The 17,023-nt window shown below is 46.2% G+C and carries 11 protein-coding genes; 1 reads left to right on the top strand and 10 read right to left on the bottom strand.

Going from position 1 to position 17,023, the window contains the following annotated elements:
• The first annotated feature begins 111 nt into the window (after positions 1–111).
• Positions 112–666: a cytochrome b gene (locus IE103_RS08725; RefSeq protein ID WP_189345713.1), complete on the top strand. Its 555-nt coding sequence runs from the start codon at positions 112–114 to the stop codon at positions 664–666.
• A gap of 213 nt (positions 667–879) precedes the next feature.
• On the opposite strand, the gene IE103_RS08720 is transcribed toward IE103_RS08725, so the two are convergent.
• The 10 genes from IE103_RS08720 to kdpF all read right to left on the bottom strand — a co-directional run bounded on the left by IE103_RS08720 (position 880) and on the right by kdpF (position 16,687).
• The gene (locus IE103_RS08720; RefSeq protein WP_189345712.1) at positions 880–1,854 is read right to left on the bottom strand and encodes an alpha/beta hydrolase family protein; all 975 of its coding nucleotides are present in this window, start codon (positions 1,852–1,854) and stop codon (positions 880–882) included.
• A gap of 328 nt (positions 1,855–2,182) precedes the next feature.
• Positions 2,183–3,373, bottom strand: coding sequence for a pyridoxal phosphate-dependent aminotransferase (locus tag IE103_RS08715; RefSeq protein ID WP_189345711.1), 1,191 nt, complete (start codon positions 3,371–3,373; stop codon positions 2,183–2,185).
• A gap of 117 nt (positions 3,374–3,490) precedes the next feature.
• Complete coding sequence (locus IE103_RS08710) at positions 3,491–7,186, bottom strand: response regulator (protein ID WP_189345710.1); 3,696 nt, start codon at positions 7,184–7,186, stop codon at positions 3,491–3,493.
• Positions 7,187–7,464: 278 nt separating this feature from the next.
• Positions 7,465–8,211, bottom strand: coding sequence for a TorF family putative porin (locus IE103_RS08705; protein WP_189345709.1), 747 nt, complete (start codon positions 8,209–8,211; stop codon positions 7,465–7,467).
• Positions 8,212–8,383: 172 nt separating this feature from the next.
• Positions 8,384–9,103 carry a two-component system response regulator KdpE gene (gene kdpE / locus IE103_RS08700; protein ID WP_189345708.1) on the bottom strand — a complete coding sequence of 240 codons (720 nt, stop codon included), beginning with the start codon at positions 9,101–9,103 and terminating at the stop codon, positions 8,384–8,386.
• Positions 9,100–11,862 carry a two-component system sensor histidine kinase KdpD gene (gene kdpD, locus IE103_RS08695; RefSeq protein WP_189345707.1) on the bottom strand — a complete coding sequence of 921 codons (2,763 nt, stop codon included), beginning with the start codon at positions 11,860–11,862 and terminating at the stop codon, positions 9,100–9,102. Before kdpD ends, kdpE begins: the two co-directional genes overlap by 4 nt.
• A 42-nt stretch (positions 11,863–11,904) precedes the next feature.
• Positions 11,905–12,477, bottom strand: coding sequence for a potassium-transporting ATPase subunit KdpC (gene kdpC, locus IE103_RS08690; protein ID WP_189345802.1), 573 nt, complete (start codon positions 12,475–12,477; stop codon positions 11,905–11,907).
• A 49-nt stretch (positions 12,478–12,526) separates the two neighbouring features.
• Positions 12,527–14,761, bottom strand: a complete 2,235-nt coding sequence (kdpB, locus tag IE103_RS08685) for a potassium-transporting ATPase subunit KdpB (RefSeq protein ID WP_189345706.1) — start codon at positions 14,759–14,761, stop codon at positions 12,527–12,529.
• A gap of 16 nt (positions 14,762–14,777) precedes the next feature.
• Positions 14,778–16,598 carry a potassium-transporting ATPase subunit KdpA gene (kdpA, locus tag IE103_RS08680; RefSeq protein WP_189345705.1) on the bottom strand — a complete coding sequence of 607 codons (1,821 nt, stop codon included), beginning with the start codon at positions 16,596–16,598 and terminating at the stop codon, positions 14,778–14,780.
• On the bottom strand, positions 16,598–16,687 hold the full coding sequence (gene kdpF / locus IE103_RS08675) for a K(+)-transporting ATPase subunit F (RefSeq protein WP_189345704.1): 90 nt from the start codon (positions 16,685–16,687) through the stop codon (positions 16,598–16,600). The genes kdpA and kdpF overlap by 1 nt, the downstream gene beginning before the upstream one ends.
• Positions 16,688–17,023 lie beyond the last annotated feature (336 nt).

The raw sequence follows: 17,023 nt of genomic DNA, 5'->3' as shown, positions 1-17,023 counted from the left end.
GACAAACTGCTTGCGCTTTTACAAATAAAACGACACTTTTCATTAAACGATGTCAATCGACTCTGGACTTCGCCTATCATATAAATACTTGGCATCATCAAAGGAAACTATATGGCTATCCCAAAACCTGTCTCTACCGTTAGCACGCAGCGCTATCACGCGCTTAGCATAGGCTTGCATTGGCTGATGCTATTTTTATTAATTGCGGTGTACGCCAGCATCGAATTAAGAGAACTCTTTCCCAAAGGAACAGATGCGCGCAAAGCGATGAAAATGTGGCACTTTATGTTGGGCTTATCGGTACTCGCTTTTGCCGTATTGCGTGTGCTAATTCGTTTACGTAATCCGACTCCAGCGATCATTCCTGCGCCACCAGCTTGGCAAGAAATACTAGCGAAAGTCATGCACATCGCCTTGTATGCACTAATGCTTGGCATGCCGCTTGCTGGTTGGTTAATCTTAAGCGCGGAAGCACAGCCAATTCCATTCTTTGGCCTCGAACTTCCAGCCTTAATCGGTCCCGATAAGGCACTCGCAAAAAGTATCGAAGAAGTACATGAAACCGTCGGCTTAGTTGGCTACTACCTGATTGGCTTGCACGCCTTAGCGGGTCTGTATCATCACTATATGGTGAAGGACAATACTTTAAAACGGATGTTGCCTTAACGCCTGATCAGGGTGCTTACTGTTCATGAACTCTGAAAAATGATCCTAAAACAGCATCCGCAAAAAAGACCTTAAAAAAAACAGCGCCGCATCAAAACGGCGCTGTTTCTTTTTATTACCTTGCTTTGGTGTGTTTACTAAAGCACCGACTTAAGCACCTACTAAAATACCTAGTACTAAGCGGCATATAAATATCGAGCATCCTCTACGTCACTACTTCGCAACTAAATTTCTCTTCAAAAAACTCGTCAACTTTTTAATGAAATCGGCATCAAGTACCAAGTTTGGATCACTATAAGAAGCGATTTGTTGGGCGTTATCAGCAGGTACGGTTTTCATAATATGATTCATTCCTTTGATCACATGTAACTCCGCTTTGGGCTGTGCCTGCGCTAATTGTACGGCTTGACTCACGCCCACTTGAATATCTGTATCACCTTGAAAAATCGCGATAGGCATCGCTAATTTTTTTATCGCATCAGCTGGCACGATAGGAAACCACGACATCAAATAGCCTTGTACGCTAGGGCGATACAATGCCAACAATGGAGCAGGAACATCTTTCACGAATTCAGATTTCTCCATACTGGTGAGAATAGACTCATTGAGCTTTGCCAAATCGGGGGGCAATTTATTTGCCAATTGTGCGCGCAATATTTTTGATGCGGATTGTGCTGGCCCTGCAACTGATACATAGGCTTGCACCGATTCATTTTGCAAGGCCATGATGCCTAAAGTCGATCCTTCACTATGGCCTATTACCGCCACACCGCTAAAACGCGGGTCTTTATTCAGTAGCTGAATCCAACTTTGCACATCCGTGACATAAGTTTGAAAGCGTAAATCTTCTTCGGCTTTGCCCGCAGCAAAACTTTCGCCTATGCCGCGTTTATCAAAACGAACTGAGGCAAAACCAGCGATTGCTAATTCCTCCGCAAGCATTTTTAAATTATTGTTTTTTCCTGGTAAAGCCGGACTATTCCCATCACGATCAGTTGGTCCAGAGCCAGCGATAATTAACACCACTGGCGGCTTAGTCTTATGTCCCGGAACCAATAAGCTACCATACAGTGTGTTGACGCCCTCGCCCACCGTTATCGTTGTTTGCACAAATTCTGCTCGCGCTGGAATCAAGAGCAGCAACAAAGTACCGAACACAATCTGTCTTGCAATGGTGAATAACTGCATACACGACTCCACATTTAATGAGGTACTGCACAGACAAGGCAGCACCAGAAGATTTATGGTTGATCAGTTTAATGATCTACAAGCATTCAAATTAATTTATGCGACGCATCAAACTGAGGAGATACAGTCGCATCAGATTTAGCATCGCGCTAATTTTAATGGAAAAAGAATCGCAATTGCTGACGCGTGAAGTGATTTAATGCTAGCGAAGCATCAGCAGTGTTTGCAATGTCATTATCGAGCAACAATTGGCGTCGACGAAAACAAGCATCAATCAAAAACGGTGAGATAAGGCATCGTCACAAACACAGAATTTCCTACAACGAATTTATGCTGCGATGCTTTTCCAAGTTGCTAAGCCGCGCGCAATTCGCTCTACCGCTTGCTGCAAACGTGAAAGGTCTTGGGTATAAGCAAAGCGTACATGTTGCTGCGCTTGGTGATATCCAAAATCAAGTCCTGGCGTAAAAGCAAGATACTCGGTCTCTAAAAAATGCTGACAAAACGCGTAAGCATCGCCACCAAATGCACTGATGTCCGCATATAAATAAAATGCGCCTGCAGGCTCCACAGCGATCTTAAATCCTAATTGGCGTAGCGCTGGCAATAGAAAATCTCGCCGACTTGCAAATGCACGCCGACGTTCTTCAAAGATATCGATACTTGCAGGCTCAAAGCAAGCAAGCGCTGCATATTGTGCAATGCTTGAAGCACTGATGTATAAATTTTGCGCCAATTTTTCTAATTCAGATACCGCAGCATCCGGCGCAATCAGCCAGCCTAGTCGCCAACCTGTCATGCCAAAATACTTAGAGAAACTATTGAGTACAAAGGCATCATCATTCACTTCCAAAACGCTACTTGCCTCAACGCCGTAGGTCAAACCATGATAAATCTCATCCACAACCATATGCCCTGCACGGGCATGTATCGCTTGCGATAAGGCAAGCAACTCCTGCTTGCTCAGCAATGTCCCAGTTGGGTTGGCAGGTGACGCCAATAGTGCGCCCACCGTCTGCTCTTGCCAGTGTGCTTGAATTAACTCGGGCGTCAGTTGATAACGCATTTCGGGCCCGACTGGAACCAAGGCGGCAGAGGCTTCAATCAAACGCAAGAAGTGGCGATTACAAGGATAACCAGGATCTGCCATCAACCAATGTTTGCCCGGATCGACCAATAAACTCGTGGTCAATAACAAAGCCCCCGAACCACCCGGCGTAATCAAGATGCGACGCGGGTCGATCTGTAATCCATAACGCTGTTGGTAAAAACCGCTAATTGCTTCGCGCAGTTGCGGTAATCCACGTGCGGCTGTGTATTTCGTGTGACCTGCTGCCAACGCGGCTTGCCCTGCCTGAATAATCGGCGCGGCAGTCGTAAAATCAGGCTCGCCAATTTCAAGATGAATGACATCATGTCCGCTAGCTTGTAATTCATTGGCACGCGCCAACAATGCCATCACATGAAATGGTTCTATGGCCCGACTACGAGCGCTGTAAGCATTTTTGTTATTTGTCATTCGATGTGAAACTAATTGGTAAGAAGTGCTAGTGTAATCAGCTTAGCGCAAGTTGGGAAATACTAACCAGCAATGTCACTATCAAATCAAGTGATAGCCGAAATGCCAAGGAGCGAATTAAGGAGCGATTTGCAGCGTCCTTAACACCGTCAACGCATCATCATAAGCATATTGCGCAATATGCTGTTCAATTCGCGCGACCATGTTGGGGTCTAAAATCTGACAGAAGTAAGCACGATTTTCTTCAAAATATTGTGGGCAATCGCCACTAAATTCACTCAACAACTGTGCTAAATGCGCTAGTCGCTGACGAACTTGTTTATCATCCACGTCCGTGGTCACGGGATCGAGACAGACATTCGTCGAACTAGGTAAATCAGAAGGAAGCTGTTGTCTTAACTCTGTAAGCAAGAGTTGAAGAGAAGTCACTAGTTGCTCGCACAAATTCTGACAACGTGTTCTTGCAGTCGGATCTTGCTGTGCTAACTGTAGCGCGATTTCCAACTGTAGCGAATCTGCTTGCACTTGCTTCGCCCCAATACTGCCGGCGAGTCCTTTGAGCGTATGTACCAACAACAAAGCCTGTTCGTCGTTATTCGCTTGTAAGGCATGTTGCAATTGCTCTGTGGTTTCGGCTTGGCCGTCTAAAAAGCGACGCAATACTTTCAAATAAAGATCGCGCTTACCCATCATCAAACTCAAGCCTAATGCACTATCAATCTGAGTCAAATGGCTGAAATTAATTTGATCAAGGTTGTTTGTCTGCGGGATATATGCCTCACGCTCTTCTTGGATAGCGAGTGCTGCTGATGCAGTCTGATTAGGTAGAACCTCAGTCGGCGTTGGACAAATTTTATGCGCAAGCCAGCGTGCCAAGCTCGAAAATAAAGCATCTGGTTGCACAGGTTTCGCGAGAAAATCTTGCATGCCTTCATCCAAGCAACGTTGCCGTACATCTGCCATCGCATGCGCGGTCATTGCAATAATTGGAGATGGATAGAATTGCTGCTGACTACGAATATGCTGAGTCGCTTGATGCCCATCCATTCCTGGCATTTCCAAATCCATCAGAATTAAATCGTAATAATTGGGACCAACTTGTTCTAGCCGCGCTAGCGCTTCATGACCGCTGGATGCCACTTCTACTTTAATCCCTACCGTTTCTAGCAGTTCAACAGCAATTTGCTGATTGATTTCATTATCTTCCACTAACAAGACTAAGGCATCAGCGTAGCGATGTTGAATCTGCGAACCAGCACCACTGTTCGAAACCACATTGTTTGAATGACTCAATTCAAACGGCAAACTAAATTCAAAACAAGAGCCAACACCAAACTCACTTTGCACCTGAATTTGCCCACCTAGCAAAGTAACCAACTGATGCGAGATCGACAGACCCAGACCCGTACCACCAAATTTACGACTGGTAGAACTATCTGCTTGTGAAAAAGCGGAGAACAATCGCCCTACTTGTTCTTCGGTCATACCGATGCCGCTATCCTTAACAGCAAAATCCAGCATCACATGATGACCCGACATCGCGTGCTCACTAGTCGACGCAGTAATACGCAAACTCACTTCGCCACGCTCGGTGAACTTAATCGCATTATTGACCAAGTTCACTAACACTTGACCTAAACGCAAAGCATCGCCAACCAAAAATCGAGGAAGCGCATCAGCCAGTTCAAATTTGAGTAACAGACCTTTTTCATGTGCTTTTTGTGCCGTCACGGTACTCACATGTTTGACGACCTCATCCAAAGAAAACGGGCTGAAATCAACATCCATTTTCCCTGCCTCAATTTTTGAGAAATCTAAAATACTATTGATGATTCCTAGCAGAGCATTTCCCGCATCATGAATTTTATTGAGATAGTCGCGTTGCTTAGTACTTAACTCGGTACGCAAGGATAAATACGCCAAGCCGATAATTGCATTCATCGGTGTGCGAATCTCATGACTCATATTTGCTAAGAAAGAACTCTTCGCTTGATTTGCTAACTCCGCAACTTCGCGTGCATGCAATTCAGCCGCGATTTTTTCCGCTAACATTTGCTGATGCGATCGTTGTGCTTCTGCCTGCAAATCCTGATCGAGCAGTTCTGCAGTTTGGACAATGGTGCGCACTTCATCGGGGCGATACTGATTGAAATCTGGTTTACTACCGAGCAATAACATGCCAGTCAGGTTGCCGCGATGCGTGAACGGCACCAACAAGGCATTCTCACCCGCCACACTGGCAATCGACTGCGGCATTCTCGAACGTAAGATGCGCGCCAAGTCGCCACCCAAGGCGTACACCTTATCGGGAGCAAGATCAAAATCACCCGCGATTTTGCGACAAAAACCTTCGTGATAAGTGTAGATCGCACTACGAGCACCATTGGTATAGGCGCTAAATGCATTCAGATAGTGCTCAACTAATTGCGCTTGTCCTTTAATATCTTTGGCATTGGCTACTGCAATTTGCAAAGCTTCTTGCTGCGCCCGCCATCTTGGATAAAGCCAAGTTCGTACCAATTGCTCAGAAAATTCTAACCATGGCTTATAAAGTGCTAACAAAATAGAACCGCAAACCGCATCAAATAATAACGTGGTCCAACGCGTGCTTAGCGCGAAGTAAGGCGCAATCAATAACTGCATCAAAGCAAAACAAGCAAGCAAGCCAAGAACGACCAAGGCATACACACTAAAGCGATTTAATGCAAAGCTAAAATCAAACAAGCGATTCTTTAATAAGGCGTAACCCAAGCCACCATAAGCAAGAAAAATAATTGAAGAGTTAAATGACTCGACATATGCAAGCGCGAGTTCTTCGTCGACGATTCGAAATAAATTATGGAACATATAGATCGCATAAATATTTCCCATGCAAAAACCTATCCATGCCAAACGTTGCCGCGTGATGCCGCTACTCGCTCGCCACGATATCAGCAATGCACCCAGAGAGAAAATCACCGAGGTAATCGCCAAAGCACGACGCCACAAACGCATGTTTAACCACTCGCGCAATTCCCAAGGCAAGATGCCTAACTTCAAGAAGATGTAGCAGAAGGTGTAGCTAGCAAAGCACAGCGCATACACGTAGAACAAGAGTCGCACTGAAGCTAAACGCCAATGTGGTCTGCTCTCCGGAAAGACAAGACAGAAATAAGTGAAGAAAACGTAACCGACAAAAAGCTCAATCGGGAAAACATATAAAGTCAGAAAATCCTGTAAGTCACCGCTGGGTAAATACGGAATAAAGGTATCGGGAATAATCGCCAACATCGCAATCGCCAATACGCGCATGGGCATACTATTCGCATGGCGCAAGACCAACATGCTGATAATAAATAAGGCGATGAAGGTCGTTGCAAATTGCGTTAAGGTAATCGCCAACCAAATCTCGGCATGCCGCAAATTTTTGGGGATTGGTTGCAGTATCAAATGTTGACTAACAGGCTGACTAACTTCTGCACCTTGGTGAGCCGACTGCGGTTGAGCCGACGTTCGATTAGCTGGGTACCAGCGCAAGCCGATACGATCTTCCATCGCCAATAAACGTGACTCATCACCGATCCGATCAAACACCACATGGTCACCGACTCTCGCGCCCGCTTGCAGCAAGGGTGATTCTGGTTTTAACTGCTCAATGGGCAGTCGATAGTAACGATCAGGTGCACCGAAAGTCGCGCCCAACTCAGCCGCAATTTTAGGGCCAGCACTACGCTGCCAGTAGCTACTCGCCCACAGGTCTAATACGCCAAACACCGCGACCAAAGTGAGCATCAATATCTTAAATCGCAGATGAGAAAGGAGCGCTTTTGCCATTCGGTATCGGAATTCAGAGATCAACAGCTTGTGAAGAGTCTGTTAAGAAGAAATTACAGCGAAGCAAAAATTAAATACAAATTTGCTGCGTTTTTATAATCCTCTGATTCTAAAGGTGAAGCGCATGTTTCTAGCCATTTCCATAAAAAAATTGTTTTAAATCATCGTTTTTTTGTTGTATGACTGCCTTTCTCTTGTCATTTTTCGGTAACTTCACTTTGCTAGGCGATTTCAAATGACAAGAAAAAGTTCAAAATAACAAGATTAATTTAGCTTGATCAAAAATTTTTGCTAACAGTTGCTACCACCGCTGTTTTTCCCAAAAACTTTCCATTCGCAGGTGAAGCGTATGCAAGTTTATTTGCATTCGTGCCGATCACAGCCAATGCGGCATTGAATACGCCGAGGTCTTTGGTGATGCCAACTTTCCAATCGGTATAAGAAGAAATGCTGTTGTGGTTAACTCGTTGATGACCAGCATGCAGATTCAACACCAAGCCGTTCTTAATTTCAATATTCGCTCCGATGTCTAGGTAGCCGCTGTTTTTGCTATTCGCAAAACCAAACAAGTTCGTCGTCGAGTGCGAGTATTTCGCATACGCGGAACCATAGTTGATCTGACCATAAATTTCTGTTGTATTCGCGCTCACAGCCAATCCATTAGATGGATAAACGTAAGTTAAAACTCCGACGTCATAACTGGCGTCACTAGTCAATGAACCGCGCTTACCTGCATACAAATCGACTTCAACACTACCGCTACCACCTGCATCTTTGGTCCATTTAATGGTCGATGCCCAAGCGCCGGCATAGAAACCAGATGCATTATTCACATAATCAACACCGCCTTGTAAGGCTGGCTTTAAACGCGTTTGTGAAATACCACGGTAACGGTAGTCCGATACCAACGCCGCATTGAAACTAAACTCATGCTCCGGCTTCGCGGTTGGTGCGGCATCTTGCGCGTGTGCTACTTGAGCGTTAAACATAGTTGCTATAGCAGTGACTAAAAAAACTCTCTTCATCTTACTTCCTTTCAAATTAACGACGATGTCGTTCTGGTGAATGTTCTTATAAATTCGATTATCGACAAGAACAAAAATACTTCAATTAGTAAATGTTGGCGTGCAGAAGCCCTATCGACAAACCAATGCTTGTCGATGCACATGTTTTTAGGATTTGCTTGGGTTTGCTAAATTACTGCGGTAACATCAGACGATACCCCACGGCGGTTTCGGTTAAGAAATACTTGGGCTGAGTTGGATCGTCTTCCAATTTTTGTCTTAGATAACGCATATAGATTCTTAAGTAATGTCCGCTCTCCCCATGCGATGGGCCCCAGACTTCCTTGAGTAGCTGCGGATTCGTTACCACACGTCCTGCATGGTTGACCAAGACATTCAGCAATCTAAATTCAGTTGGCGTCAGATGCACCACTTCGTCAGCTTTGGTGACTAATCTTGCCTTCATATCGATTTTCACGTCACCAAATTGCACAATACCGCTCAAGTTGACACCTGGCTGGCGTTGTCGCCGCAAGGTAGCGCGCACTCGTGCTTGCAGTTCGCCAATCCCAAACGGTTTTGTTAAATAATCATCGGCACCAGCATCAAGTGCGCGGATTTTTTCCACCTCACTAACCCGTGCGGATAACACAATAATCGGTACGCTAGACCAGCGTCGTACATCTCGAATGAAATCGATTCCATCACCATCCGGCAATCCCAAATCGAGAATCACCAAATCGGGATGACGAGTGCCTGCATCAATTAGACCTCGCTGCAAGGTGCTCGACTCATTCACCTGCCAGCCCTCTTCTTCCAATGCAGTGCGCACAAAGCGACGGATCTGCGGCTCATCTTCGACCAACAGGGCACTCGGTGTACTGATATTTGGATCTTTTGCTGTTTGACTCATTGCTCTTGCCTTTTAGCATGTGTAATCACGGGCGATCCTTCATGGATTGCGTTGGTAGCGTCAAATTCTGGCATTTTTGGCGGCATTCCCAATGGTAAGGTAAAAGTAATACAAGCACCGCCGTCAGGAGAGTTCGCGGCGCGTATTCGACCATGATGCGCTTCAACTATCGCACGGCAAATAGCTAATCCTAAGCCGACGCCGGGCTTAGAGGATTCGCGCTCACCCCGCGTGAATTTTTCAAATATCGCTTCCTCTTTGCCAACGGGCAAACCCGGTCCATTATCATAAACCATCACCTGGAGATCACTTTCCAATAGATTCACGCTCAGTGTGATACGTGATCCCTCTGGCGTATATTTCGCTGCATTTTCTAACAAATTGCATAGAACACGTTCTATCAAAACTGCATCAAAATTCACCAGTGGTAAGTCACTCGCTAACTGTGTTTGCACCTGATGCTCTCTTAACTGCGGTGCACTGATGCGTATCGCGCTACCCACCACTTCTTCGAATGCTTGCCACTGTAAATCCAATTTCACTTCACCACTTTGTATGCGTGCCATATCGAGCAAATTCGCAACCAGGGCACTCATGCGTAGGGCTTCTGCATGCAGGGCTTGCGTCATCACTTGTTGTTTTTGGCTGAGCTCTGGTTTTGATGTAGTCAATGCTTCTGAAATGCCAACGATCGAGGTCAGTGGAGTACGCAGATCATGCGACAATGCGGCCAACAGAGAGTTACGCAAACGTTCAGATTCCATGTGTAGCAAAGCACCCTGTGCAACTTCGATGTAATGCACGCGTTCTAATGCGATAGCAACTAAGGCTGCAAAAGTATCCAATTGCTGGCGTTGCTCTGGAATCAAGATCCAACTGCGGTTCTCGGGAGCGATCGCCAATAAACCGCGCGTGCGCATCGGTGCGACCAAAGGTAAATAGAAATACGGGCTTGACGGCAAAGTGTCTGTGCTGATGCCTGCGACTTCAACTTTATCAAAAGCCCATTGCGCTATACCCATATCTAAGCCAATCGCCGCCGACTCAGGTAATTGCAAACGTCCTTCATCATCTGGTAGTAACAAGGTGGCTTTTGCACGAAAAGTAGTTTGTATAGCCGTTTGCGTCGCTTCAATGATTTGTTCGCTTTGCAAAAAGCCAGATAAATCACGAGCAAATTCATACAGAGCAAGTGAACGAGACTCCCGATGTGAGGCTACTTTGGCTTGATAACGAAGACCAGCGGTCAAATGTCCCGTAATCAATCCGACCGCAAGCATGACGCCAAACGTCATTACATATTGCAAATCACTGACAGCAAAAGAAAAGCGCGGTGGTACGAAGAAAAAGTCAAACGCCAGCACCCCAACCACAGTGGCCAATACAGAGGGTCCACGTCCAAATCGCACCGCAACTAGGACCACAGTTAACAAGAACAGCATCGCGATGTTAACTAAATTAAACACCGCCAATAAAGGCGTCGCAATGATCACGGTAAGAACGCTAGCGAGCCCTGCATAAACATAGCGTAAGACGCGTCGCTTACCTAAATTTGCGCCATCAATCACTGCTGGCTTTTGATCAAATGAACGAGGCTCCTGATTGATTTCAAAATGATTCGATTCTCCACCTATCTCAATCAAATCAAGATTGTGGGCGCGTGCTGCCAACCGTTGTGCCAAGGTGGTACGCCAGTTGAACACCGCTTTACGACGACCTATCACAATACGAGAGAAATTATATTGATTCGCATAATCAACGATCGTTTGCGCAATATCATTGCCTGTCAATACGGCAGTCTTTGCGCCCAAATCTTGTGCCAATTTCAAATTTTTTAAAATTCGTTCACGTGCTGATGCTGGTAATTTTTGTAAAGTAGGAGTTTCGATATAGATGGCCTGCCACTCCGCATTCATCTGTTTAGACAAACGCGCTGCACTACGAACCACATGATCCGCATTCGCTTGTGGCCCGACACATACCAGCAAGGCAGCGTCAGTCTTCCAAACCGTATTAATCGATTTTTCTACACGATAGGCTTGGACATCATCTTCTACTCTATCGGCAGTACGGCGTAAAGCGAGTTCGCGTAGGGCAATTAAATTCCCTTTACGAAAAAAATTCTTAGCAGCGCGTTCTGCTTGCTGCGCTTTATAGACTCGTCCTGTCTTTAGGCGTGCTAGCAATTCATCGGCTGGAATATCCACCAACACAACTTCATCGGCTTCGTCAAAGATCGTATCAGGTAAAGTCTCAGCAACACGAATGCCGGTGATGCCACCGACTACGTCAGTTAAGCTTTCTAGATGCTGGACATTGACTGTGGTGAACACATCGATGCCCGCATCTAATAGTTCCTCCACATCTTGCCACCGCTTTGGATGCCGTGATCCTGGTGCATTCGAATGAGCGAGTTCATCTATCAAAATTAATTCGGGGCGACGTTCCAGCGCTGCATCGATATCAAATTCATACAAAGTTTTGTCGCGATAATTAATTGTTTTCAGCGGTAGGACTTCTAATCCATCCACCAGTGCCGCTGTCTCATCACGACCGTGGGTTTCGATCACACCGACCAAGACTGCTTCACCATTTTTCAGCAATTTATGTGCGGCTGAAAGCATCGCGTAAGTTTTGCCAACCCCTGCGGAGGCGCCAAAATAGATGCGTAATTTACCGCGTGTTGCACGCCTTTCCTGTGCCTGCACGTGAGCGAGCAGAACATCAGGATCGGGGCGTTGGTCGATGTTGTTTCCCATAACAATATGCGTGTTGTCGATTAAACTCAATTAATTACATATTTACTTAGATTGCGGGAGTGCTAGATTCAACTGCAAAACGTTCACACGCGGTTCACCAAACAATCCCATGACAGGTTTCTGCGCGAGCTGATCGATCAATGCGCGTACTTGCGCTTCTGTCATTTTACGCTCTCGCGCAACTCTAGGGACTTGATAGTACGCAGCAGCCAAACTAATTTCTGGATCTAAACCACTGGCTGAAGCGGTTACCAAGTCCACTGGAATTGCCGCAGTATTGCTAGGGTCTGCGGCTTTCAAAGCATCAACGCGCGCTTTCACATTGTCCAACTGAGCCACGTTTGTCGGGCCTAAATTCGAGCCACTCGAATTAGTAGCGTTGTTCGCCATTGGGCTTGTCGCAGACGGGCGCCCCCAGAAAAATTGCGGGGAACTAAAGGACTGTCCGATCAAACTAGAGCCGACGACCTTACCATCTTTAACAATCAAACTACCTTCTGCCTTTTCGTTAAAAGCAAGTTTTGCTATACCCGTCATCGCTAGTGGATAAGCAAGGCCTACCACAACGGTGAGTCCGACAAACAGCATCGCTGCAGGACGCAAGGTGGATAGGATAGAATTATTTGTACTCATGATATTTCCTATATGCATGCAGATAAATCGGTTAAGCCAAATTCAAAAAAGTCAAAATCATATCGATCAATTTAATCCCGACAAAAGGTAGAACAATACCGCCGAGGCCATAGATCAATAGATTACGACGCAATAACAAAGACGCGCCGACCGCACGATACTTCACGCCTCTTAAAGCGAGAGGAATCAAAAACACAATAATCAAAGCATTAAAAATCACAGCCGACATAATTGCTGAGTTCGGACTCGTCAATTGCATGATGTCCAGTGATTTCAATTGCGGATAAGTCGCCACAAATGCCGCAGGAATAATCGCAAAATATTTGGCGATATCATTCGCAATCGAAAAAGTCGTTAAGGATCCGCGTGTCATCAACATTTGTTTGCCGATTTCAACGATCTCTAATAACTTAGTCGGATTCGAATCCAAATCCACCATATTGCCTGCTTCTTTCGCTGCTTGCGTACCGGAATTCATGGCCACCGCGACATCCGCTTGGGCCAATGCTGGTGCATCATTGGTGCCGTCCCCAGTCATCGCAACTAGACGCCCCTCGGCTTGATAGCTGCGTATCAATTTCAATTTATCTTCCGGCGTTGCTTCTGCCAGAAAGTCATCGACACCCGCTTCCGCCGCAATCGCTGCTGCAGTCAACTTATTATCACCAGTGATCATGACGGTTTTGATTCCCATGCGGCGCAATTCAGCAAAGCGCTCTTTAATTCCGCCTTTGACGATATCTTTAAGTTCAATTGTGCCCATGACTTTACCATCATCGAGTACTACCAAAGGCGTACTGCCTCGGCGAGAAATATCATCGACAGTCTTCGTCACTTCGGCTGGGAAAGTGCGTCCTGCCGCCTCTTGAAATTTGCGTACCGCATCAGCAGCCCCTTTGCGGACAACACGAACCGCAACTTCACCGATATCAACACCGCTCATGCGAGTCTGGGCGGTGAATTGTACAAACTGTGCCTGCAGAGAGGCCATCTCGCGTTCACGCAAATTGAAACGCTGTTTTGCCAACACCACGATACTGCGGCCTTCTGGCGTCTCATCAGCGAGCGAGGCGAGTTGCGCAACGTCGGCCAATTGCACCGCTGTCACGCCAGGTGCTGGGAAAAATTCTGACGCTTGGCGATTACCCAAAGTGATCGTGCCAGTTTTATCTAACAATAAGACATCGACGTCACCCGCAGCCTCAACCGCACGACCCGATGTCGCAATCACATTCGCTTGCATCATACGACTCATGCCAGCGACACCAATTGAGGATAACAAACCACCAATGGTAGTCGGAATCAAACAGACCAACAGGGCAATCAAAACCGTAATCGATACAGGCGCGGAACTAAAACCTAGAGCAGTCGCTGCATTCACACTAAATAAGGAGAAAGGCAACAAGGTAACGGTCACAACCAGAAAGATAATCGTCAATGCGATCAAGAGAATCGTGAGTGCTACTTCGTTCGGTGTTTTTTGACGTTTGGCACCTTCTACCATAGCAATCATACGGTCAATAAAGGCCTCGCCCGGATTGGAGGTCACTCGCACCACCAGCCAATCAGACAGCACCCGAGTACCGCCTGTCACTGAAGAAAAGTCGCCACCAGATTCACGTATCACTGGTGCAGATTCACCGGTAATCGCGCTTTCATCCACCGTCGCAACACCTTCGATGACTTCGCCGTCAATCGCGATCACGTCGTTGGCTTCTACCAAAAACACATCCCCTTTACGTAAATCTTGTACGTTTGCTGGCAACCAAGTTGTACCATATTTTGGCGTTGCCAATTTTTTGGCGATCACTGATTGCTTTAGTCCTTTTAACGAAGCGGCTTGCGCCTTGCTGCGCCCCTCAGCCAAAGCTTCGGCAAAATTTGCAAACAATACTGTAAACCACAACCAAATACTGATCGCCAAAATAAAGCTAGCATCGGCTTCGCCTTTTCCGAACAAGGCATGCACATACAACAAGCTCGTAATAATGCTACCGATATACACTACAAACATCACTGGACTGCGTAACTGCGTGCGTGGTGTCAATTTTCGGAAAGCATCAATAATGGCGGGTTTGATCAACTTCGCATCAAATAGCGCCAGACGATTATTCGCACTGGCAGTATCCACATTAGCAAGGTGTTCAGCTTTTGCTGCTGCATTTGCCGCATTTGCTGCATTTGCCGCATTTGCTGCATTTGCTGCATTTGCTGCATTTGCTGCATTTGCTGCAGCAAGATTTTTCTGTAAATTCGTATTAGACATCAGATTCTCCTCAGGCTTAGCGTGGACTTGCTGGACTAAACATTTGTAAATGTTCGACCACAGGTCCCAAAGCCAAAGCGGGCACATAGTTCAACACACTGATTAACACCACCGTGCCCGCTAACAAAGCGATAAACATTGGGCCGTGCGTAGGCATCGTTCCAGCATTGACTTCCAAACGTTTTTTCGCTGCTAAAGAACCTGCGATGGCAAGCACCGGAACGATCACGGCAAAGCGTCCAAACCACATCGCTATCGCCAACATCATGTTGTAGAAAGGTGTGTTCGAAGTTAATCCCGCAAACGCACTACCATTGTTATTCGCCGCTGAAGTAAAAGCGTACAGCACCTCAGAGAAACCATGCGCACCGGGATTTAAGATACCTGCACGTCCAGCGTCACTCATCACGGCAATCGCAGTGCCAGCTAACACCAGAATCGGCGTCACCAAGATCGCAATCGAGGTCATTTTCATTTCGTAAGCTTGAATCTTTTTGCCTAAGTATTCAGGGGTACGACCAATCATCAGACCCGCAATAAATACCGCCAAGATCGCAAAGATCAACATGCCATACAAGCCAGAACCAACGCCACCAAATACGACTTCACCAAATTGCATTAAAGCCAGAGGTACCAATCCACCGAGTGGCATAAGAGAGTCATGCATTGCGTTCACCGCACCGCAAGAGACCGCCGTAGTGACTGCAACAAACAACGCGGAAGCACTGATACCAAAACGACTTTCTTTACCTTCCATATTGCCACCAGCTTGCAGAGCACTAGGCGCTTGATCAATATTCAAGGCGGCATAGGCGGGGTGTGCTTGTTGTTCTGCAGCCATGACGCCCACAGTCATCACAACAAATAAAAGACTCATCGTGGCAAGAACTGCCATGCCTTGTCGTTGATCTCCAACCATACGACCAAAAGCAAAACATAAGCCGGCAGGAATTAAGAAGATCGCGATCATCTGGAAGAAATTGCTCAATGCGGTTGGATTCTCGAAAGGATGTGCTGAGTTCATATTGAAAAATCCACCGCCATTGGTACCCAACAATTTGATCGCTTCTTGTGACGCCACTGGCCCCATCGCCAGCGTTTGTGTTTTCGCCGTCAACGTTTCCATCACTGGCGCACCCTTATCATCTTTTAAAGCTTGCCCATCAGCGCCCGTTGCTGCCACGCTATATGTCACAGGCTCAATCAATTGCACTTGTTTATACGATGAGAAATTCTGAATCACGCCCTGACTAAGCAGAAACGTCGCAAAAATCACTGATAATGGCAACAGCAGATACACAGTAGATCGCGTCAAGTCGACCCAGAAGTTACCGATGGATTTAGATGAATGGCGCGAGAATCCACGAATCAACGCGAACACAACCGCAATACCGGTCGCGGCGGAAAAGAAATTCTGTCCAGCCAGCACCAACATCTGCGTCAAATAACTCATGGTCGCTTCGCCTACATAGCCCTGCCAATTCGTATTACTGACAAAACTCACCGCGGTATTGAAGGACGAATCTGGGCTAACATTTGGCAATCCTTGCGGATTAAAAGGCAACCAAAATTGTAGGCGCTGCACTAGATAGACCATTAAAGTGCCAAAAGCATTAAAGACTAACAAAGCGATGGCATAGCCTTTACAAGTCATCTCTTGCTCGCTTTTGATACCAGCCAATTTAAATAAACCACGCTCTAAAAAGCCCAACCACTGCAGTCCAGAGACCTTGGCCTTCTCATCTGCAACCTGACTAATTAACTTACCTAGTGGATAGGCTAAAGACAGCAACACCACAAAGAAAACTAGCATTAATAAAATTGATTGACCAGTCATCACAACTCCTCTGCATTTAGTAATGCAACCACCAAATAAACCAGCAATGCCGCAGCAACCACAGCACCAATCACATAAAAGCTATTCATTATTTGCTCTCCTGATGGTTTTCCAGTTTGTGACAGATCGCCGCAAGCGCCAATACCAGTAGGAGAAATCCTAGGATTCCTCCCACATACAACATATCGATTAAATTATTCATCCCAACCTCCATAAGCATTTTCTGCAGATTGAAGAATAGTAAAAATGCCGTAAGAATCTTGTTAAAAGACTGGCTCAGGATGTAAACAAAGTGTAAAAATTCACTGTTTGGTGTCGAAAGAGAAAACCTCACTGGAGATGCGCGCCAAATAAATGAATATCTCCGTCGTCAATTGTGTTTTTTAGACAATTGAGACCGAAGTAAGGATCAGCCTAGCTGTTTG

This window comes from Affinundibacterium macrobrachii, assembly GCF_014652415.1.
Lineage (GTDB): Bacteria > Pseudomonadota > Gammaproteobacteria > Burkholderiales > Burkholderiaceae_D > Undibacterium > Undibacterium macrobrachii.
This window is presented reverse-complemented; position numbering and strand designations above follow the sequence as displayed.

Excerpts from the sequence above, each read along its gene's own strand:
- IE103_RS08715 (WP_189345711.1), bottom strand. The coding sequence starts at position 3,373 with ATGACAAATAACAAAAATGCTTACAGCGCTCGTAGTCGGGCCATAGAA.
- IE103_RS08720 (WP_189345712.1), bottom strand. The coding sequence starts at position 1,854 with ATGCAGTTATTCACCATTGCAAGACAGATTGTGTTCGGTACTTTGTTG.
- IE103_RS08705 (WP_189345709.1), bottom strand. The coding sequence starts at position 8,211 with ATGAAGAGAGTTTTTTTAGTCACTGCTATAGCAACTATGTTTAACGCT.
- kdpF (WP_189345704.1), bottom strand. The coding sequence starts at position 16,687 with ATGAATAGCTTTTATGTGATTGGTGCTGTGGTTGCTGCGGCATTGCTG.
- kdpD (WP_189345707.1), bottom strand. The coding sequence starts at position 11,862 with ATGGGAAACAACATCGACCAACGCCCCGATCCTGATGTTCTGCTCGCT.
- IE103_RS08710 (WP_189345710.1), bottom strand. The coding sequence starts at position 7,186 with ATGGCAAAAGCGCTCCTTTCTCATCTGCGATTTAAGATATTGATGCTC.
- IE103_RS08725 (WP_189345713.1), top strand. The coding sequence starts at position 112 with ATGGCTATCCCAAAACCTGTCTCTACCGTTAGCACGCAGCGCTATCAC.
- kdpA (WP_189345705.1), bottom strand. The coding sequence starts at position 16,598 with ATGACTGGTCAATCAATTTTATTAATGCTAGTTTTCTTTGTGGTGTTG.
- kdpB (WP_189345706.1), bottom strand. The coding sequence starts at position 14,761 with ATGTCTAATACGAATTTACAGAAAAATCTTGCTGCAGCAAATGCAGCA.
- kdpE (WP_189345708.1), bottom strand. The coding sequence starts at position 9,103 with ATGAGTCAAACAGCAAAAGATCCAAATATCAGTACACCGAGTGCCCTG.